Origin of the sequence: Endozoicomonas sp. ALE010, assembly GCF_049310165.1 — a bacterium.
In the GTDB taxonomy this organism is placed as follows: Bacteria; Pseudomonadota; Gammaproteobacteria; order Pseudomonadales; family Endozoicomonadaceae; genus Endozoicomonas.
The window spans coordinates 123,689-143,026 of the sequence record NZ_JBLYNV010000002.1 but is presented as its reverse complement, the minus strand read 5'-3'; the positions used below and the strand labels follow the sequence as shown (position 1 = coordinate 143,026).

Annotated in this window: 22 protein-coding genes; 3 read left to right on the top strand and 19 right to left on the bottom strand. The window is 52.5% G+C overall.

Features of this window, described 5'->3' with window-relative positions; genetic code table 11:
- Positions 1-3: 3 nt before the first annotated feature.
- From ACO6UY_RS01720 to ACO6UY_RS01705, 4 genes are read right to left on the bottom strand one after another with little or no spacing between them, the layout of a single operon-like run.
- Positions 4-669, bottom strand: a complete 666-nt coding sequence (locus ACO6UY_RS01720; protein WP_422448772.1) for an NADH:ubiquinone reductase (Na(+)-transporting) subunit D — start codon at positions 667-669, stop codon at positions 4-6.
- Positions 669-1,460 (bottom strand): Na(+)-translocating NADH-quinone reductase subunit C, encoded by a 792-nt coding sequence (locus tag ACO6UY_RS01715; RefSeq protein ID WP_422459861.1) that lies wholly within the window; start codon positions 1,458-1,460, stop codon positions 669-671. Before ACO6UY_RS01715 ends, ACO6UY_RS01720 begins: the two co-directional genes overlap by 1 nt.
- Positions 1,460-2,632, bottom strand: coding sequence for an NADH:ubiquinone reductase (Na(+)-transporting) subunit B (locus ACO6UY_RS01710; RefSeq protein ID WP_101749066.1), 1,173 nt, complete (start codon positions 2,630-2,632; stop codon positions 1,460-1,462). The genes ACO6UY_RS01715 and ACO6UY_RS01710 overlap by 1 nt, the downstream gene beginning before the upstream one ends.
- Positions 2,633-2,665: 33 nt before the next feature.
- Positions 2,666-4,003: a Na(+)-translocating NADH-quinone reductase subunit A gene (locus tag ACO6UY_RS01705; protein ID WP_422448776.1), complete on the bottom strand. Its 1,338-nt coding sequence runs from the start codon at positions 4,001-4,003 to the stop codon at positions 2,666-2,668.
- A 76-nt stretch (positions 4,004-4,079) separates the two neighbouring features.
- On the opposite strand from ACO6UY_RS01705, the gene ACO6UY_RS01700 reads away from it, so the two are divergent.
- Positions 4,080-4,265, top strand: a complete 186-nt coding sequence (locus ACO6UY_RS01700; RefSeq protein ID WP_422488870.1) for a hypothetical protein — start codon at positions 4,080-4,082, stop codon at positions 4,263-4,265.
- Positions 4,266-4,894: 629 nt separating this feature from the next.
- On the opposite strand, the gene ACO6UY_RS01695 is transcribed toward ACO6UY_RS01700, so the two are convergent.
- Positions 4,895-5,677: a TatD family hydrolase gene (locus ACO6UY_RS01695; protein WP_422488868.1), complete on the bottom strand. Its 783-nt coding sequence runs from the start codon at positions 5,675-5,677 to the stop codon at positions 4,895-4,897.
- An 87-nt stretch (positions 5,678-5,764) separates the two neighbouring features.
- On the opposite strand from ACO6UY_RS01695, the gene ACO6UY_RS01690 reads away from it, so the two are divergent.
- Complete coding sequence (locus ACO6UY_RS01690) at positions 5,765-5,893, top strand: hypothetical protein (RefSeq protein WP_422448780.1); 129 nt, start codon at positions 5,765-5,767, stop codon at positions 5,891-5,893.
- A 41-nt stretch (positions 5,894-5,934) separates the two neighbouring features.
- On the opposite strand, the gene ACO6UY_RS01685 is transcribed toward ACO6UY_RS01690, so the two are convergent.
- The 12 genes from ACO6UY_RS01685 to ACO6UY_RS01630 form a co-directional block, all read right to left on the bottom strand.
- A complete protein-coding gene (locus ACO6UY_RS01685) occupies positions 5,935-6,276 on the bottom strand; it encodes a PilZ domain-containing protein (protein WP_422448782.1) in 342 nt (113 codons plus the stop codon).
- Positions 6,277-6,331: 55 nt separating this feature from the next.
- Positions 6,332-7,351: a DNA polymerase III subunit delta' gene (locus ACO6UY_RS01680; protein ID WP_422488866.1), complete on the bottom strand. Its 1,020-nt coding sequence runs from the start codon at positions 7,349-7,351 to the stop codon at positions 6,332-6,334.
- A gap of 30 nt (positions 7,352-7,381) precedes the next feature.
- Entirely contained in the window at positions 7,382-8,023 is a 642-nt protein-coding gene (gene tmk / locus ACO6UY_RS01675) for a dTMP kinase (protein WP_422488864.1), read from the bottom strand.
- 22 nt (positions 8,024-8,045) lie between these two features.
- A complete protein-coding gene (gene mltG / locus ACO6UY_RS01670) occupies positions 8,046-9,101 on the bottom strand; it encodes an endolytic transglycosylase MltG (RefSeq protein WP_422488862.1) in 1,056 nt (351 codons plus the stop codon).
- Positions 9,094-9,918, bottom strand: a complete 825-nt coding sequence (pabC, locus tag ACO6UY_RS01665; RefSeq protein WP_422459869.1) for an aminodeoxychorismate lyase — start codon at positions 9,916-9,918, stop codon at positions 9,094-9,096. The genes mltG and pabC overlap by 8 nt, the downstream gene beginning before the upstream one ends.
- Positions 9,919-9,931: 13 nt before the next feature.
- On the bottom strand, positions 9,932-11,173 hold the full coding sequence (gene fabF / locus ACO6UY_RS01660) for a beta-ketoacyl-ACP synthase II (protein ID WP_422449563.1): 1,242 nt from the start codon (positions 11,171-11,173) through the stop codon (positions 9,932-9,934).
- A gap of 529 nt (positions 11,174-11,702) precedes the next feature.
- Positions 11,703-11,936, bottom strand: coding sequence for an acyl carrier protein (acpP, locus tag ACO6UY_RS01655; protein ID WP_020582918.1), 234 nt, complete (start codon positions 11,934-11,936; stop codon positions 11,703-11,705).
- 212 nt (positions 11,937-12,148) lie between these two features.
- Positions 12,149-12,931, bottom strand: a complete 783-nt coding sequence (gene fabG, locus ACO6UY_RS01650; RefSeq protein WP_422448793.1) for a 3-oxoacyl-ACP reductase FabG — start codon at positions 12,929-12,931, stop codon at positions 12,149-12,151.
- A gap of 14 nt (positions 12,932-12,945) precedes the next feature.
- The gene (gene fabD, locus ACO6UY_RS01645; protein ID WP_422448795.1) at positions 12,946-13,884 is read right to left on the bottom strand and encodes an ACP S-malonyltransferase; all 939 of its coding nucleotides are present in this window, start codon (positions 13,882-13,884) and stop codon (positions 12,946-12,948) included.
- A 573-nt stretch (positions 13,885-14,457) separates the two neighbouring features.
- Entirely contained in the window at positions 14,458-15,492 is a 1,035-nt protein-coding gene (gene plsX / locus ACO6UY_RS01640; protein WP_422488913.1) for a phosphate acyltransferase PlsX, read from the bottom strand.
- 8 nt (positions 15,493-15,500) lie between these two features.
- Positions 15,501-15,683 (bottom strand): 50S ribosomal protein L32, encoded by a 183-nt coding sequence (gene rpmF / locus ACO6UY_RS01635; protein ID WP_020582914.1) that lies wholly within the window; start codon positions 15,681-15,683, stop codon positions 15,501-15,503.
- A 33-nt stretch (positions 15,684-15,716) separates the two neighbouring features.
- Positions 15,717-16,331: a YceD family protein gene (locus ACO6UY_RS01630; protein WP_422448797.1), complete on the bottom strand. Its 615-nt coding sequence runs from the start codon at positions 16,329-16,331 to the stop codon at positions 15,717-15,719.
- Positions 16,332-16,508: 177 nt separating this feature from the next.
- On the opposite strand from ACO6UY_RS01630, the gene ACO6UY_RS01625 reads away from it, so the two are divergent.
- Positions 16,509-17,090 carry a Maf family protein gene (locus ACO6UY_RS01625; RefSeq protein WP_422448799.1) on the top strand — a complete coding sequence of 194 codons (582 nt, stop codon included), beginning with the start codon at positions 16,509-16,511 and terminating at the stop codon, positions 17,088-17,090.
- A gap of 42 nt (positions 17,091-17,132) precedes the next feature.
- Here ACO6UY_RS01625 and ACO6UY_RS01620 read toward each other — a convergent pair whose 3' ends face one another.
- Positions 17,133-18,119 (bottom strand): S49 family peptidase, encoded by a 987-nt coding sequence (locus ACO6UY_RS01620; RefSeq protein ID WP_422448801.1) that lies wholly within the window; start codon positions 18,117-18,119, stop codon positions 17,133-17,135.
- Positions 18,120-18,161: 42 nt separating this feature from the next.
- The gene (gene rluC / locus ACO6UY_RS01615) at positions 18,162-19,121 is read right to left on the bottom strand and encodes a 23S rRNA pseudouridine(955/2504/2580) synthase RluC (RefSeq protein WP_422448803.1); all 960 of its coding nucleotides are present in this window, start codon (positions 19,119-19,121) and stop codon (positions 18,162-18,164) included.
- Between the last annotated feature and the right edge of the window lie 217 nt (positions 19,122-19,338).

The window sequence follows — 19,338 nt, the reverse complement described above, 5'->3', positions numbered from 1 at the left end:
GACTTAGTGCGCCTCACTGAATTTGGTATTAGGTGCAATCTTGAATTCCACCTCTTCAACCTGGTCTGTCTTCCAGCTGCGAATCGCCCAGATCAGCAGACCGATCAGGAAGAAGGCACTGGGTGCCAGCAGCATCAGGCCATTGGGAACATACCAGCCACCGTTGTTTACGGTTGCGAAGATCTCCATACCAAACAGGTTCCCAGCACCAAACAGCTCACGGAAGAAAGCAACAATCATCAGCACACAGCCATAGCCCAGACCGTTACCGAAACCGTCCAGGGCTGACAGCATTGGACCGTTCTTCATGGCGAAGGCTTCCGCCCGACCCATGACGATACAGTTGGTAATGATCAGGCCAACGAATACCGACAACTGCTTGGAGATGTCGTAAGCGTAAGCTTTCAGGATCTGGTCAACCACAATGACCAGCGAGGCGATAACCGTCATCTGACAGATAATACGGATGCTGTTGGGAATGTGGTTACGGATCAGGGAAACCGCCAGGTTGGAACAGGTGGTTACCCCGATAACCGCCAGTGCCATAACCAGGCTGACCTGCATGCTGGTGGTGACCGCCAGCGCCGAACAGATACCCAGAATCTGCAGGGTAATAGGGTTATTCTTAACAACCGGTTCCAGCAGGATATCTTTGGTCTTCACAGACATTATGCATTCCCCGCTTTCAGATTATTCAGGAACAGTTTAAAGCCGGCATCGGACAACCAGAACTTGATCAGATTGCTGACGCCATTGGAAGTCAACGTGGCTCCAGCCAGGCCATCAATCTGGTTTACGGCTCCCGGGCTGGCTGTATCAACGCCACCTTTGACCACGTGCAATGCCACCTTGCCATCAACACCGTAGATTTCCTTGCCAACCCAGCGGGATTTCCAGACCGGGTTGCTGACTTCACCGCCCAGTCCGGGGGTTTCCGCCTGCTCAAAGAATCCGAAACCTTTCACGGTGTTCAGGTTGTTTTCCAGCGCCAGGAATCCGTACATGGTAGACCACAGGCCACGGCCGTGAACCGGCAGGATCAGGGTCTGCATCTGGCCATCCTGCTCCACCAGGTAGACCTTGGCAACGTCAGCCTGGCGGGAAATACCGGCGATGTCAGCACTGCCCAGGGCTCTGGAAGCCTTGGCATCTTTGGCGGCAGTACGCTGGTCGTACTGATCAACGGTCAGGCCATTGGCATCATCAACAAACTTACCGGTTTTCAGATCCACCAGCCGTGGTTGGATCTGCTGGTACAGCTCAGCAATTTCAGCGGGACTCAGCGCTCTGGCATCACTGCTCAGACCGGCGATATCCAGAATGTTACGCTGAACATCCAGCTTGATGTTCCGGTCCTGAACCGGCTTCAGAAATACTGCCGCCATGGATACCAGCACCGAACAGATCAGTGACAGTACCACCGTGACCAGCAGCGTCTTTTTAATCGTATCGTTTCCCATCAGGCCCGAGCCTCCCGACGCTTGATATTGGCCTCTACCACAAAGTGGTCAATCAGCGGCGCAAACAGGTTGGCAAAGAGAATGGCCAGCATCATCCCTTCCGGATACGCAGGGTTCACCACTCGAATCAGGACAACCATGACACCAATCAGTGCACCGTAGAACCAGCGGCCCTGGTTAGTCATGGACGCCGATACCGGATCCGTGGTCATGAAGATCAGACCGAAGGCAAATCCACCCAGGACCATGTGCCAGTACCAGGGCATATGGAACATGTAATTGGTATCAGAACCGATCATGTTGAACAGGGTAGACAGGGCAATCATACCGATCATGGTACCCGCGACAATTCTCCAGGAAGCAATACCAGAGAACAGCAGAACCGCACCACCGATAAAGATGGCCAGTGTCGATGTCTCGCCTACAGAACCCTGCATCACGCCAACAAACGCCTGGATCCAGCTGATGGACTGTTGCAGTGCTTCCATACCGCCCTGCTGGGTAACGCTCAACATGGTGGCACCGGAGAAGCCGTCAGCCGCAGTCCATACCAGGTCACCGGAAATCTGCGCCGGATATGCGAAGAACAGGAACGCACGGCCAGTCAGCGCCGGGTTCAGGAAGTTCTTGCCCGTACCGCCGAATACTTCCTTACCGATAACGACACCGAAGGAGATACCCAGGGCTACCTGCCAGAGCGGGATGGAGGGTGGCACAATCAGGGCAAACAGCACGGAGGTAACGAAGAAACCTTCATTCACTTCATGCTTACGGATAATGGCAAACAGCACTTCCCAGAAACCACCGACAAAGAAAGTCACGGCGTAGATGGGCAGAAAGTGAACAGCACCATAGATCAGGTTATCCAGGATACTGGCAGGATCATTACCGGCCAGCATGGCAATCAGCATACCGTGCCAGTCAGCCGGGACAGTGCCCAGACCATTGGCAATGGCCGTGTTTGCCTGATAACCCACGTTCCACATACCGAAGAACATGGCCGGGAAGGTACATAACCAGACCAGCCCCATCATGCGCTTCAGATCAACCGCATCACGCACGTGGCTGGTGTTATGGGTTTTGTCCAGCGGTGTATAGAACAGCGTGTCAGCGGCTTCATACAGCGCATAGAATTTTTCGTATTTACCGCCCTTGACGAAATGGGGTTCCATCGAGTCAAGGAGATTTCTTAATGGCTTCACTGATTACCCCTCCAGCTCAATACGGGTCAGGTTGTCACGCAGCAGGGGGCCGTACTCATACTTACCCGCACAAACGAATGTGCAGAGAGCCAGGTCTTCCTCTTCCAGCTCAAGGGCACCCAGTTTCTGAGCGGTCTCGGTGTCACCGACAATAATGGCACGAAGCAGCTGAGTCGCCAGGATATCCAGAGGCATCATCTTTTCGTAGTTGCCTACGGGTACCATCGCACGCTCACCACCGTTTGTCGTTGTGGTGAAGTTGAACAGGCGGCTCTTGCTCAGGCCGGAGGTCATAACCCGCAGAATGGAGAAGCGATCCACCGTTGGGTTGACCCAGCCCAGGAACAGACGCTCGTCACTATCTTCCAGAACGGAAACCTGATTATGGTAACGTCCCAGGTAAGCAAATGGACCTTTGGCAGTGCGACCGCCAAATACCGATCCAGAAATAATACGGTTGGTGGCAGGCTTCAGTTCACCGGCAGTGATTTCATCGGTAGAGGCACCCAGGCGGGTACGAACCAGGCGTGGCTTGTCAACCTGAGGCCCTGCCAGAGAGACAACACGATCCGTGAACAGCTTACCGGTGGTAAACAGTTTACCGACGGCAATAACATCCTGATAACCCACCTGCCAAACCGTTTTGGTGGCAGAAACCGGGTCCAGAAAGTGGATGTGTGTACCTGGCAGACCTGCGGGATGGGGACCTGCAAACTCTTCACTGTTGGCAATGCCCGCAGGAATGTTGGCACCCGGAGCCTTGCACAGGAAGATCTTGCCGCCACTGAGTTTACCCAGGATATTGATACCCTGTTCAAACGCCTCGGCCTGTTCCCTGATCACCACTTCCGGATTGGCAGCCAGCGGGTGAGTATCAATCGCCGTGATAAAGATCGACGCCGGGCGGGTTCCCAATACGGGTACCTTGCTGAACGGACGGGTGCGCAGGGCAGTCCAGAGACCGGATTCATTCAGCAGCGCTTCCACCTGTTCAGCGGTCAGACCCGCCAGCTCTTCAGGTTTGAAGGCTGTAAAGGTCTCTTCTTCTTCCTGGCCATCGACATCGATCACCACGGATTGCAACACCCGTTTTTCACCACGGTTAATTGCTGAAACTGTACCGCCAGCCAATGCAGTGTACCGGATACCCGGTGTCTTTTTATCGGTAAAGAGCAGTTGCCCTTTCTTAACTCGATCTCCCACAGCAACCGCCATCGTAGGTTTCATACCTACATAATCAAAGCCAATCACGGCAACAGAGCGCGCCGCCCTGCCTTCCGAGATACTTTGTTCAGGCGATCCTGAGATCGGGAGATCCAGCCCCTGTTTGATTTTGATCATACCTTTCGCCTAATCAATCAAGTTGAGGTCAGGAGTAACCCGTCTCTCCGGTGATCCGGAACTGTCGTAACGAATTATGGAAGCCATGGTCATTGAGTCTTCCCTGACGAAAAACACAAAAACAAAACTCCCGCTAACCAGAACACTGGCCGGGGCACTGCACATTATGGTCAGTAAGCAACTTGAGAAAGGGGGGAGCAAACACGCCGGGCAAGGCAAAACCCTGAGGCCTAAAGCTTCAGGGTCAGGCAGCAGAAGCTGATAGCAAACCCCCTTTTTCAAGGTTACTGCTGCGCAGTTTTATTCCCGGAAAGCAATCTGGCAATCCGATCAGACACAGAAAAAACTCCGCTGAAAATCAGCCGAATTCTGATGGGCATCCAGATAGACAAGCATCGTAATTGTAGAACTTGTGTTCTTTATAATTAGCTGAAGCATGATCGGAAATTCCGTATCTGAGCCTAAATCCGCAACATCACCGATGAAAATGGTGGCGCAATTATAAATAGACTGGAGGTGATATGCCATACTGACAGGGAGGATATTTTTACCAATACCTATAAGAAATAACCAACAAATACCCTAATCGCCAGAGTTTTTCTCGCTCTTCCCTGGCAGAGAAAACAGCGAGAATTCTCGGCCAACTTACCCTTCAATCATGCAAAACCTGATACATAATTTTTCCTTTATAGCACTAGTACATGGTTTCAATGAGTTTGAGGTGTATAATCTCCGTTCACCCTGAGCGGAGTCGAAGGGTGCTTGGCACGATCTATCAGAGTCCGGAGTTTCCGCCCTTCGACAGGCTCAGGACGAACGAAGTGCGGAGGCATGACATCCCGTCAAACTCATTGAAACCATGTACTAGGTTACACGACCATTGCTTACCAATCAGACTGCCCGGCGGAACAGCCGATAGAAATTGTCAGACGTTTTTTCTCCAAGCTCCTCGGGTGTCACTCCTTTCAGCTCAGCAATAAATCGTGCCACATCGGCAACGAACCTTGGCTCATTCGACTTGCCCCGATGGGGGACCGGTGCCAGATAGGGAGAGTCTGTTTCAATCAGCAAACGATCCATGGGTAAATAGTCAACCACCGCCCGCAACGCAGAGGCATTGCGAAAGGTCACAATACCCGATATGGAAATGTAGTAATTCAGGTCCAATGCCGCTTTTGCCATCTCCAGAGACTCGGTAAAGCAGTGCAGCACCCCGGCAGACTCCCTGGAACCGTATTCACGGAGAAAGTCCAGAGTATCTTCCCGGGCATCGCGGGTATGCACCACCACCGGCAACACCAGTTCTGCGGCCAGTTCAAGATGGTTAATAAGGGACTGCCGCTGAACCGCCTGAGCCCCCTCGGTGGTGGCGTAGTAGTAATCAAGCCCTGTTTCACCGATAGCAACCACTTTTTTATGGTTGGCCAGTGAGCGCACAACGTCGATATCAGGCACAACCTCCTTGCAGTCCAGTGGATGAACGCCAACCGAGGCATAGACATCCTCATACCGCTCCGCCAGTGATACTACTTCCGGACCATTGGCCAGATCGATGCCAATACAGAGCATACGATCCACACCCGCCGCCCTGGCTGCCTCTACTGCAAGGTCAAGATTCCCCTCATAAGCACTCAAATCCAGACGGTCGAGATGACAATGGGAGTCAATAAACATTCTTCTCTCCTGAAAGTTCAACCCTGACAAATTTGCACCGCAGGTTTCATAAAACCAATTTCTGCCACAGGGTCAGGAGGTTTTTTGATGAGTCTGCTACCAGGCCTGCTGGCCCGGATGTCTGAAATAAAGAGACCGGATATTTCCGGAAACTGGAAGTGTAGGCAACCCACACGGTCAGTTAAGGATGACCGGGTCGCCATTGGAGCAGCGTAACCTTTTCACTGACTGGTTCGGGCACACTGTCAAAAGACCGCTCACATTGTGTTGGTATGGCGGTTCGACGACAAGGCACCGGCGATATGCTTCTCAATTTTACTGCGGACACTGTCAGTCGGATCATTAAATTGAATACCGATCCCTGCCTGTCGGCCACCCTGGGCTCCCATCGGCGTCACCCAAACCACCTTCCCCGGCACAGGAATCTTCTCCGGCTCATCCATCAGCGTCAGACGAATAAACACGTCATCCCCGAGGTTGTAATGTTTGTGAGTTGGCACAAACAGCCCGCCGCCACTGATAAACGGCATATACGCTTCATAGAGTGATGCCGTGTCCCGTATGGTCAGAGACATCAGTCCCTGCATCCCTTTCCCCATGACAGCCCTCTCCTTTTTTCCTGAATTCAAATTCTGAACGGGTTCAGAACCCGATTTATATCACCAGCTCAAGATAATCGCTGAACACACCTTCCATCAACATCTGACTGTTCAGGTTAGCGCCCTCAAGCAATTGCTGTCGCTGTTGCATGATCTTATCGCGCAATACCAGCAGATCACCCGCTTCCACTTTTTTAGCCATATAGTCCAGCATTCTCATCAAATCACGATTCCGAACACAGCTTTCATCGGCCGCCAGTTTCAGTTTTACAGCATCATCCAGCCAGCTGCCCATCCAGTCCAGCAGTTCAACCAGGTTACCTGTATGCCACTCTTTTGCCATTTCTACAGGGGTCAGATTCCCCCGAAACAGTTCGGGCATAGCATTGAACAAACGTCCTCGAACTGCCAGCGTATCATGATCAAACATTGCCCTGGCGGTCATGGGCGAACCTGATGAAAGGCTCAACAACTGATCCACCACCAGAGGATCGGCAATATGATCCGACAACCAGGCTTTTGCCTGCGCAGTATCCGGCACAGTAAAAGACACCATCTGACAACGGCTGCGGATGGTCGGCAACATATCTCCGGAGCGGGCACTGACCAGAATAAAGAGAGTATCACCGCCGGGCTCTTCCAGACTTTTCAGCAATGCATTGGCAGCATTAACATTCATCGCTTCCGCCGGGTTAATAACGATGACCCTGCGCCCCCCCTGCTGGGCGGTTTTACGAGCAAACTCATTGACCTGACGAATCTGGTCAATTTTGATTGGTTTGCCTGTCGCCTCAGGCTGAACCACCAGCAGGTCAGGATGAGTTCCCGCCTTTACCAGCTCACAGCTCTTGCAATGACCACAGGCGTACTCACCACTGTTTTGATGGCAAAGCACACGAGTAGCCATAGCCCCGGCAAAATAACCTTTACCCACCCCGGGCACACCCTTCAACAGAAGGGCATGGGAAAGCAGGCCTGCCTGCATTCGCTGAACCAGTGGTTGCCACTGAGCCCCGTGCCAGGATAACGGCTTTGACAAAAAGTGACTCACCATATCAGTTGATTCAGAACTCAATTAATCCAACCCTTATCCTTGACCGAAGAGCTATTGACTACCCAGCCGACGCTGCAAAGCCTTGATGATGTGTGCTTCAACCTCCGGAATCGACTGACTGCCATCAATAACAACGTACTGATCGGGAAAACGCTCAGCCCTTGCCAGATAGACAGTGCGAACGCGGTGAAAGAACTCGATCGCTTCCTGCTCAATCCGATCCAGGGCCCCACCCTGCTCCATAGCCCGACCTTTCGCCCTTGCCAGGCCCAGTTCCGGCTCAATATCCAGAAGCAACGTCATATCCGGCCGACGATCTCCCTGCACCAGCTGCTCCAGTACCGCGATACGCTGCTCATCGATACCACGACCACCGCCCTGATAGGCATAAGTTGCATCGGTAAACCGGTCACAAACCACCACCTTGCCCTCAGCCAATGCAGGTTCGACACGCTGACTGAGGTTCTGGCTGCGTGCGGCAAAGACCATCAACAGTTCGGTAGTATCCGTCACCGTCTCTTCGTGTTCGGCCAGCACCAGGCTTCTCAGCTGTTCAGCCAATGGCGTGCCACCTGGCTCCCGGGTTTCAACAACATCATGGCCATTAGCCTTTAACCATTGCAGAACAACCCCTTTGGCGGTGGTTTTACCGGCACCTTCACAGCCTTCAATCGTCAGAAAAAAACCCATCAATCTCTCAATTTCATTAGTATTGCTATTGCACCGTAGAACGATAATCTTTCCGCCGTTCCGTAATCTGATACTTCCTGACGGCGCGATTGTGCTCAGCCAGTGTTTTGGAAAAGTGGTGAGTACCATCGCCACGGGCAACAAAATAAAGCGTTTCGCCATTGGACGGATTCAGTGCCGCCTGAATGGCCTCACGCCCAACCGTCGCTATCGGGGTTGGCGGCAGACCATGAATCACATAGGTGTTATAGGCGGTTCGTTCCCGCAGCATACGACGATTCAATTCACCCTGGTAACGATCACCCATACCGTAGATAACGGTCGGATCGGTCTGCAGTCGCATCCTTTTTTCCAGACGTCGGATAAAGACACCGGCAATATCAGGCCGTTCTGATGGCACACCTGTCTCTTTCTCAATAATCGACGCCATAATCAAGGCTTCGTAGGGGGATGTATACGGCAGGTTTTCGGCCTTTTGATCCCACTCATCCGCAAGGACGGATTGCAGCCTTTGATGGGCTCTTTGCAGAATTGACGCCACCGGCGTCCCTGCTTCAAAGCTGTAGGTGTCCGCATAGAACAACCCTTCCAGGTTATCGGTCTGCGGTACATCCCCGGGCAACGCCCCCATCACCGCTGGCAGTTTGTTCAGCTCTACCGGAGCGGTCAGTTTCGGGTGGCTATTCAAGTCTGTGAGCAACTCTTTTAATGTCCAGCCTTCCACCAGGGTCGCGCTGAAGTAACGAACATCACCAGTAACAAACTTGTGCAACAGCTCCCGATAGGTGGTACCGGGAGCAATCAGGTATTCCCCGGCATGAAGGTCCGCAGCAACCCCCTTGACCCGGGCAAAGACCTTAAACATATCAGGATATTGAATCAGCCGGTCTGCCGCCAGTCGCTGCACCACACGTCCCAGCGAGTCGCCCGTAACAATGACGAACCCGGCTTCACTGGTTACCGGCACCTGCTGGTCACCATACCAGCGCAGACCATACCAGCCAGCTACAAGACCTGCCAGGACCAGAAACAGAGCCAACAGCAAACCACCGAACAGTGTCAGCAGCAACTTCCTAAGCATTGAATTCTTCCAGTACACAATCTCGAATTTGGACAGTCAGTGGGCCAATCTCCCACTCCCTTCCCTCGTATTCAATCACAGGCCAGACACCGTTGACACTGTTGCAGAGAAAGACTTCCGCAACATCCAGCCCCCGGGGTACGGACTGCTCTTTAACCGTCATCCCACGATGACGGGCAAACTCAATGATAAAATCGCGACAAACCCCCGCCACACCTTGGAATGACAGATCCGGAGTCACCAGGTCACCTTCATGGGTCACAACAAACAGATTACTCATGGTGCCTTCAACCAGGTTGCCCGCAAAATCACACAGCAGACCTTCGTCGTAAGCATCGCCCTGCCATTCACTTCTGGCCAGCACCTGCTCCAGACGATTCAGATGCTTCAGACCTGCCAGGTCACTTCGCCCAAGACGCATCTGACAAAGCTTTACCCGTGCACCATGCACTCCGGGATCACGGGACCTTGACGGCAGCGGCTGGAGTGACAGAATCCGACGCGAAGAGAGACAACCCTCTGGATTATAGCCGCGCCCACCGCTGCCCCGGGTGATCATAACCTTCAGCACACCGTCACCAGCCCGGTTATCCAACAGAAAGGCACCCACCTCCTCAAGCAATCGCTCAATATCCACGGCAATACCCAGCTGCTGGCAAGAGCGTTGCAGACGACGCCAATGGTAGTCAGCCAGCGTTGGCTTACCACCGGCAACCCGAACCGTTTCAAATAAGCCATCCCCGTAAGCCAGCCCACGGTCTGAAACCGGCAGGACACTTTCAGGTACTCCATTCACCCAGACTGGATACTCACTCACCCGGAACCCCCTCTTAGCTGTCTAATCTGGAAAATGCCAGGGTTACATTGGTACCGCCAAAGCCAAAAGAGTTGGAGAGCACATGATCCATCGGCATTTTCCTGGCATGGTGCGGCACATAATCAAGATCACAGCCTTCGCCGGGCTGATCCAGATTGATGGTCGGGGGAATCACACCTTCAACCAGGGATTTGATACTGAATACCGCTTCCACCGCCCCGGCAGCCCCCAGCAAATGGCCGGTCATGGATTTGGTGGAACTGACCGCCAGGCGCGCGGCGTGGGTACCAAACACCTTATGAATCGCCAGTGTTTCAGCCACATCCCCTGCCGGTGTGGACGTGCCGTGGGCATTAATATACGACACATTTTCAGGTGCCAGACCGGCATCTTCAAGGGCTGACATCATGGCACGCGCAGCACCACGACCATCTTCTGGCGGCGACGTCATGTGCCAGGCATCACCACTCATGCCAACACCACTGAGCTCAGCGTAAATCCTGGCACCACGTTTAACCGCATGTTCGTACTCTTCCAGCACCAGAATACCGGCACCATCCCCCAGGACAAAACCGTCGCGATCCGCATCCCACGGGCGGCTGGCTTTTTCAGGCTCATGGTTACGGGTAGAGAGCGCACGGGCTGCGGCAAAACCGGTCATGCCCAGCGCAGACGAACCTTTTTCGGCACCGCCGGCCACCATCAGATCGGCATCACCATAAGCGATGGTTCTCGCGGCAAGGGCAATGGCATGGCTGCCGGTAGCACAGGCTGTAGAGGTGGCAAAGTTGGGTCCCTGAAGATTGTATTTCATGGAAACCCAGCCCGCCGCCATATTGACGATGGCAGCAGGAATAAAAAATGGGGATATTCGACGCGGGCCGCTGTTCAGCAGTGTGGAGTGGTTCTGTTCAATAGACGTCAAACCACCAATACCCGAGCCGATCGCCACACCATATCGGTGCGCACAGTGATCATCAATCACCAGACCGGCGTCAGCCATGGCCTCGGCAGCAGCAGCCACACCGTATTGAATAAAGACATCCATTTTACGGGCATCTTTCTTATCGATAACACCGTCAGGATCAAAACCTTTGACCGCGCCACAGATAGATACACTGAAACCTTTCGTATCAAGATGGGAGATCGCTTCAATACCACTGCGCCCAGCTAACAGGGCAGACCAGCTGTCATGGACATTATTGCCCACCGGGGTTATTGCCCCCATGCCTGTTACAACAACCCTTCTACGCATTCGCTGCGACAATCGTTCTGTATTTTTTTCTTCCGACAAGACTGACTCTCCTGCTGACCTGTCGTATAGATTTAATGAACCGTCATTCACATCAAAGCATCGCCACAGCAGCCTGACTATGAAAAAACGACAACAACACGATGATAAGTAGTTAACCAAATGAAATCATATTTTCTGACTAAGTGGTCAGTCACTCCCGGCAACTGCTCCTGCGTTGCTCTAGCTCCTGCATCCATGCAGTCGTGCGGCGTTACAACTCCGGTCACATAGCTAAGGCTATGCTCCCTTCGTTGTGCCTTGCATAGTAACTGCCCACTTAGCCAGAAATATACGATTCCATTTGGCCAACTACTTAATGTCATCACGCAGCCAGCTTTTACCGCGATAGCCAGCAGACTGCCATAAACAACAAAAGCCGCAGACCATCGTCGTGCGGCTTTCGAGTGACATACTTTGGGGATACTTTCGCTAGAGAATATGTATCGGGAAAGCGTGTCACAAAGATACAGTTGTGCAAATCAAGGCAGAATCAGGAGTGTGCAACAACGTAGTCAATTGCTTCCTGAACAGTGGTGATTTTCTCAGCCTCTTCATCAGGAATCTCGGTTTCGAATTCCTCTTCCAACGCCATCACCAACTCAACAGTATCCAGAGAGTCCGCGCCAAGATCCTCTACGAATGACGCACTGTTAGTGACTTCGTCTTCCTTCACGCCAAGCTGTTCGCAAACAATCTTCTTAACGCGCTCTTCAATGGTGCTCATACCTTGTTGTGCTCCTATCGATATTCGGTGCAGCCTGAGGCTACAGGTGAACTAGTGTATATGGTCAATTATGGGAATTTCAAGCCAGTTCATGGAAAACCGGTGACCATCCACGCAAATTGACAACAGATTTAACAAAACCCCAAAACCCAACCCATTAGAACAGGGCTTGCCTCGCCCTGCTCATTACTACAGGTTCCGGCCAAGGAGGATTAATTCATGTACATGCCGCCATTGACATGCAAGGTCTCACCAGTGATATACCCGGCAGGCTCACTGACCAGAAATGCAACAGCAGCGGCAATTTCTTCCGGCTGCCCCAACCGGGCCAGGGGAATCTGGCCAAGCAGGAAGGACTGCTGCTCTTCAGGCAGCGCCCTGGTCATATCGGTTTCGATAAAGCCCGGAGCAACGGTGTTCACGGTAATGCTTCTTGAACCGACTTCACGGGCCATCGCCCTGGTGAAGCCTTCAATACCGGCCTTGGCTGCCGCATAATTTGCCTGCCCCTGGTTACCCATGGAACCAACGACAGAGCTGATATTCACTATCCGCCCCCAGCGAGCTTTAGTCATGCCACGCAGGACAGCCTTACTCATCCGGAAGATGGAACTGAGATTAGTATCAATAACGTCATCCCACTCCTCCTCCTTCATGCGCATCAGGATATTATCACGGGTAATGCCGGCATTGTTGATCAGAATCAACGGTGCGCCATATTCTGCGCAGATCACCTTGAGCACTGCCTGACATTCATCCGCTGAAGTTACGTTCAGGGCCATGCCCTGACCTTGAATACCTTCCGCCTGCAAAGCGTCAGTAATGGCCGCCGCACCGGACTCAGACGTTGCCGTGCCAATCACGATGGCTCCGGCTTTCCCCAGGGCAAATGCTATGGCTTTGCCAATACCACGACTGGCACCGGTAACCAGGGCAACCTTCCCCTTCAAACCATCTCCTGCAATGGACCGATCCAGCTCTCTTTCAGCAGTCATTTCCCGCCTGTTCCTTATTGGTTAGCTTCTGCCAGCATCTGAGCCATAGCGTCAGCAGACTCCAGCGTAGCAATGGGCGCACGTCGTGCAATACGTTTATTCAGTCCAGCCAGCACTTTACCGGGGCCGCATTCAGCAAACCGGCCAACACCAGCGGCCATCATGGTTTCCACAGACTCAACCCAGCGAACCGGACTGTACAGCTGAGCCACCAGATTCGCCTTAAGCTGAGCCGGATCAGAACAGACACTGGCAGAGACATTCTGCACCACCGGAATCACCGGCTCGATCAACTCAATACCGTCCAACGCTTTTTGCAGGCGCTCTGCAGCAGGCTTCATCAAGGCACAATGAGAAGGAACACTGACTGGCAGCTCAATCGCCCTTTTGGCACCCGCTGCTTTGGCAGACTCAATGACACGTTTAACTGCGGCAACCTGTCCGGCAATCACCACCTGACCGGGGGCATTGAAATTGACCGCCTCGACCACTTCATCACCTGCCGCTTTCTCACAGGCAGCAACCACATCTGCATCATCAAGGCCAATAATAGCAGCCATGGCTCCTGCACCGGAGGCAACCGCCTCCTGCATAAACAGTCCACGCAGACGAACCAGACTGACGGCATCGGCAAAATTCATCGCACCGGCACACACCAGGGCCGAATATTCACCCAGGCTGTGCCCGGCCATCATCGACGGCGCTTCGCCCTGACGCTCACACCAGAGACGCCAGAGAGCCACACTGGATACCAGCAATGCAGGCTGGGTATTCTCCGTCTGATTCAGCGCCTCAGCAGGCCCCTCAGAAACCATGTTCAGGAGATCAAAACCAAGCCCCCCGGTGGCTTCAGCAAACGTTGCCCGCACCACTGGCTCTGAAAGATAGTCAGCGATCATGCCAACTTGTTGGGACCCTTGTCCTGGAAAGACAAAAGCAAGCTTATCCGTCATTGCAACCCGCTCTTTCGCTTGGCTCTCCTGTTACCGAGAGGCCTGAAATTCAATTGAATACGAAGCGAACCTCTCGGTACAACCGCACCGATTAATGCAGTCAGCCCAAAGACCAGATACGCTTCCCAATAAAAAACCGGGGCAATTATAGGAAAAATAGACAACAAGGTAAGTAAATTTATGTTTCCAATAACAAAAAAGAACCAAAAATGATTATAAGCACAGAATAATTAACACAAAATATTATAGATACCATTACCTGCAAATCCCGTGCAATCTCTGACCTGGAGTTGCAATTGATCATTATTAACGGTAAAGCCTTGGCAATAAGTTCAGTAAGGCAGTCACAATGATCTATGCAGGGCAACTTATTTTTCCGGAACATTCACTCAGAAACGATCAGCGAAAAATACAACCTGTTTAACCGAGGCAAGAGACCAGCTACCAGACCCGGAAAACCAACAGTCTGTTTTTGAGGCAGTAGCCCTGTTGTTATTCCGGGGCCGGTAATGTACGCTCACCTGCTATTTCGGATCATATCTTCCAGGGATGGCTTTCAATCATCATTAACCTTTACCCCTCTCCCAGCATTAATTCTATCTCTTCTGCCAACCGCCCGGGAACATCACTATCCACTTCCCTGACGGCCTCGCCGATAGCCCGAAAAAAACCTTCTTCATCGGAGTGACCGTGACTTTTGACCACAATCCCCTGCAGCCCGAGAAAACTGGCACCGTTGTATACTACCGGATCAATGCTTTTATAGATTTTGCGCATGACCGGCGCAATCAGCAGAGAGAGAAACCGACGCCAAAGCGTCTGCTGAAAAGCGGCAACCAGGCTGTCACGGATTAAACCGGCAACCCCCTCTCCGGTTTTCAGGGCAATATTGCCAACAAAACCGTCGCAGACCACCACATCCGCGCCACCGGCAAACACATCATTCCCTTCGATATAGCCGATGTAGTTCAAACGACCATCTTCTTTCAACAGCCGATTTGCCAGCTTTACCTGTTCATTCCCTTTGATATCCTCAGTGCCGACGTTCAGCAACCCCACCCTCGGAGCATTGATACCCCTGACAGCAGCGGCCAGCAAAGACCCCATCACAGCAAACTGGTAAAGGCTGTTGGCTGAACAGTCCACATTGGCACCCATATCCAGCAGCAGAACACTACCACCGGCACAGGGAATGGCTCCGGCAATGGCAGGACGATCAATACCCACAAAGGTTTTCAGGGCAAATCGCCCCATGGCCATCAGGGCACCCGTATTCCCCGAGCTGACGCAGGCAGCCGCACGGCCATCAGCCACCTGTTCAAGAGCACCCCACATGGAGCTGTCTTCTTTGGATCTCAGGGCAAAAGAGGGTTTTTCATCCATGCCGATGGTCTTGCCAGCATGAATAACCGTAAGGCGGGACTGATCGAATGCAATAGAAGAGAGATGACCGGTAATCAGTTGCTGATCACCTACCAGGGAAAGATGAAGATCCGGATAAGCATCCAGGGCTCGGAGGGCAGCCCGGATACGAGAACGGGGACTTTCGTCCCCGCTCATAATATCAAGCGCTATTCTCCTTCCTGGAGCTGCTGGCCGTCCTGGCATGGTACGGCTCACTCGCCGATTTTACCTTCAAGCACTTTGCGGCCACGGTAGAAGCCGTCAGCGGTCATGTGATGACGACGATGAGTTTCGCCGGAAGTCGCATCAACAGACAGCTGAGAAGCAGTCAGACTGTCGTGGGAACGGCGCATGTCACGCTTGGAACGGGTTTTACGGTTTTGCTGAACAGCCATGTGTCAACTCTCCTAAATTCTTTGCCTGGAACTCTATTTGGGTTCGGTAGTACTTTTATCCTGATCAGCTTTCAGACTAGCCAGAACACTGAACGGGTTACGACGCTTTTTCTCTTCCTCTGCCCGGGCAGCGGAAGCCTCAGCCTCTTCATCAGATTCAGTAGTAAAGTTCTGCTGAACCTGGCAGGCTTCAGGCGGATGATAAGCCACGATAGGAAGGCTCAACAGAAGCTCTTCCTCCAGCAGGGGCACTAACTCCATCGGCTCCTCCTGGAGCATCAGGGGTTCATAACCCTCTGGCAGGGACCGGGCCTGCTCATCGGTCAATACACCCATCAGGTTGAGGCCTGAACGCACGGGAAGTTCTGCTACATCAAGACAGCGCTGACAAATCATTTTAAGATTCGCCTCAACATGCCCCTCAAGAACCACTCGGTGATCTTCGCTCATATAGAAATGAAGAAAGACCTTCACCTCGCCCTGATCGTCAGCGAGACTGGCCACCAGTCGATCAAACTGTTTAAGCGCCAGCGAACCTTCAAACTGTAACCCCTGACGCGCGAGTTTCCGCGGATCAATGGTTTTTGGTAATTGGCCTGATAACATAAGCGCGCAATCATAGGGCGATGCCCCTTTGCTGTCAAACATCCTTTTCGGGTGAGGTTTATCAGAATTTCAACTATTTCGTGAATAACATGCCTGAAGACTGTATTTTCACAACCTGCTGCCGGATGGCGCAGGCGAGTTTTACAAAAATTCGTAACCATGCATACTGTGCTCGACTATCCGCACCCTTTGCCCGCACCACCTGCACAACATAAAACGATGAATATATTGCTAGCCTCAGGCTCACCCTATCGAAAAAGCCTGCTTGAACGACTCAACCTGACGTTCAGCCAGGCCTCACCGGACATTGACGAAACCCCTGAACCCGGAGAGAGCGCCAGGGAGCTGGCCATCAGGCTTTCCCGGGAAAAAGCCCTGATACTGGCAGATCAGTATCCGGACACCCTGATTATTGCCTCCGACCAAACCGCCGCGCTGGACAATAGAATTCTGGGCAAACCCGGAACCCGGGAACAAGCCATTCAACAGCTTTCCAACTGCAGCGGCAGACAGGTGGTTTTCCACACCGGACTTAGCCTGCTGAACACCGCTACAGCAGAGCATCAGCTGACCTGTGTGGATTACACCGCCTGGTTCCGAACACTGTCCAGCACGCAGATTGCCACCTATATAGATGCAGAAAGTCCGCTGGACTGCGCTGGCAGCTTCAAATGTGAAGGACTGGGCATAACCCTGTTCGAGAAAATGGCTGGCGATGATCCTGACAGCCTGATTGGACTGCCACTGATCACCCTGACCACCATGCTGATGAATGAAGGGGTTTATCCTTTGGGCAGATAGGGTAAATACACCGGGTCTTGCACAGCAGACCCGGTAATCAAATCACATTAACTGAAAACCGTCACCCAGGGCTTCCACCAAAGTGGCGCTGACACCAGCCCCAAAATCCCGGGCAAATTTTTCCAATGGTGAAAGGCGAAAGGTGTAATCAACAATATCCTCTTCACCCACCACTTCACGGGCCACATAACCGGCACTGCCCAGACCATCAATCAGACCCAGTGTTTTGGCCTGTTCACCAGACCAGACCATGCCTGAAAAGATATCCGACCGATCAGCCAGTCGATCACCCCGCCCGTTTTTTACCGCGTCAATAAACTGCTGGTGAATAGTATCCAGCGACGTTTGCCATTCGACAGCAGCTTCACGGTCCACGGACTGGAATGGATCAAGGAATGCCTTATTTTCACCGGAGGTATAGGTTCTGCGGGTAACCCCCAGCTTCTCCATCGCCCCGACAAAACCGAAACCAGAGGAAATAACGCCGATAGACCCTACCAGGCTGGCCTTGTCAGCGTAAATTTCATCAGCGGCAGCGGCAATGTAGTAGCCGCCAGACGCACCAATATCCATAATGACCGCGTAAAGAGGAGTATCCTTGTGCAGTTCGCGCAGCCTGAGAATCTCATCATAGATATAGCCAGATTGAACAGGGCTACCACCCGGGCTGTTAATTCTCAAAATCACCGCTTTAGTGCCCGGATCCTCAAAGGCTGAGCGTAATCCCGACACCACGACATCTGCATTCACATCGCCACCACCAATCTGGCCATCAATCTCCACCAGCGCCGTATGCTCACTGGAGCCATCACTGATCACCACATCATTGATATTGGTCGCGTTATAAATGACAGCAACGGAGAAAAACAACCAGCCAAAGGTCAGCAGCTTAAAAAATATACCCCATCGCCGGGAACGCTGCTGCTCCAGCAGCGAGCCTTTGGCCAGGGCATCCACCAGATCCCAGGCTCGATTACTGTCCAGGCTATCCTGCGCCTCAGACGAGGACTCCCGCCACTTGTCTTGCATAATCACCCCTTAAACAGGTTCACTCAAAAACGATCATATTTATCAATTCTTCGGTTCGGCATCCAGCCCTTGTAAAGCTGACAACACCTCAGCCAGGTCGTCCGGCAAAGGCGCTTCAACCTTCAATCGCTTACCATCCAGCAGGTCAAATTCGATACTGGCGGCATGCAGGAACAGCCTTTTAAGACCAAACTGCTTCTGGGACTGATTGTCTGAATCCTTACCGTATTTTTCATCCCCGGCAATGGGATGCCCTGCGTGCAGACAGTGAACCCGAATCTGATGGGTCCGCCCTGTGATGGGGTAAGCCTCAACCAGGGTCATATTTGGAAAACGGTTCAGTACTCGAAACGCTGTTCGGGATTTTTTGCCATCCACATGCACCCGGACCATCCGCTCTCCTGACTGCAGCACGTTCTTCAACAGCGGCGCATTGACCAGCTGCTTTCTCGCTGGCCACTTACCCACCACCAGCGCATGATACAGCTTTTCAACTTTTTCTTTCTGCTGCAACTGGTTATGCAGGTGACGCAGCATACTGCGGCGCTTGGCAATCACCAGACAACCCGAGGTGTCCCGGTCCAGGCGATGCGCCAGTTCCAGCGTGCGGTTATCCGGCCGTAGCTGGCGAAGCGCTTCAATTACACCATAAGACAGACCACTGCCGCCATGCACAGCAAGCCCGGACGGTTTGTTGATAATCAGCAGCAGATCATCTTCATAAAGTACCGCTTTTTCCAATTGAGCGATCACGCTGTCAGCGGGCCTTACCGGAGCCTCCCTTTCGGCCACCCTGACCGGAGGAATACGAACAACATCGTTCAATTCAAGGCGATAATCTGCGCTTACCCGCTTTTTGTTGACCCGTACCTCACCCTTGCGAACGATACGATACACCCTGGTCTTGGGCACACCTTTAAGAACCCGCAACAGAAAATTATCAACACGCTGACCAGCCGCATCCTCATCAATGGTAATAAAGTTAACGTTTGCTTGTTTCAATCGTCTAACCACATATCTGTTTATGCCAAGTTGCAGCCCCGAAAGCTCTACCTTAACCGGTTGAGATAAAAAGACTTTCAGGGATTACCGCGATTTTCTTTCAGGTAATGTTATCAGCTTTGTGTCATTTGAAGCACTTACAGATTACTGATATAGTTGTGGCACTGCCTTGTAACTATCCGAAGAGGCAGTTCGATTTACGAAGTCTGAGCATGAC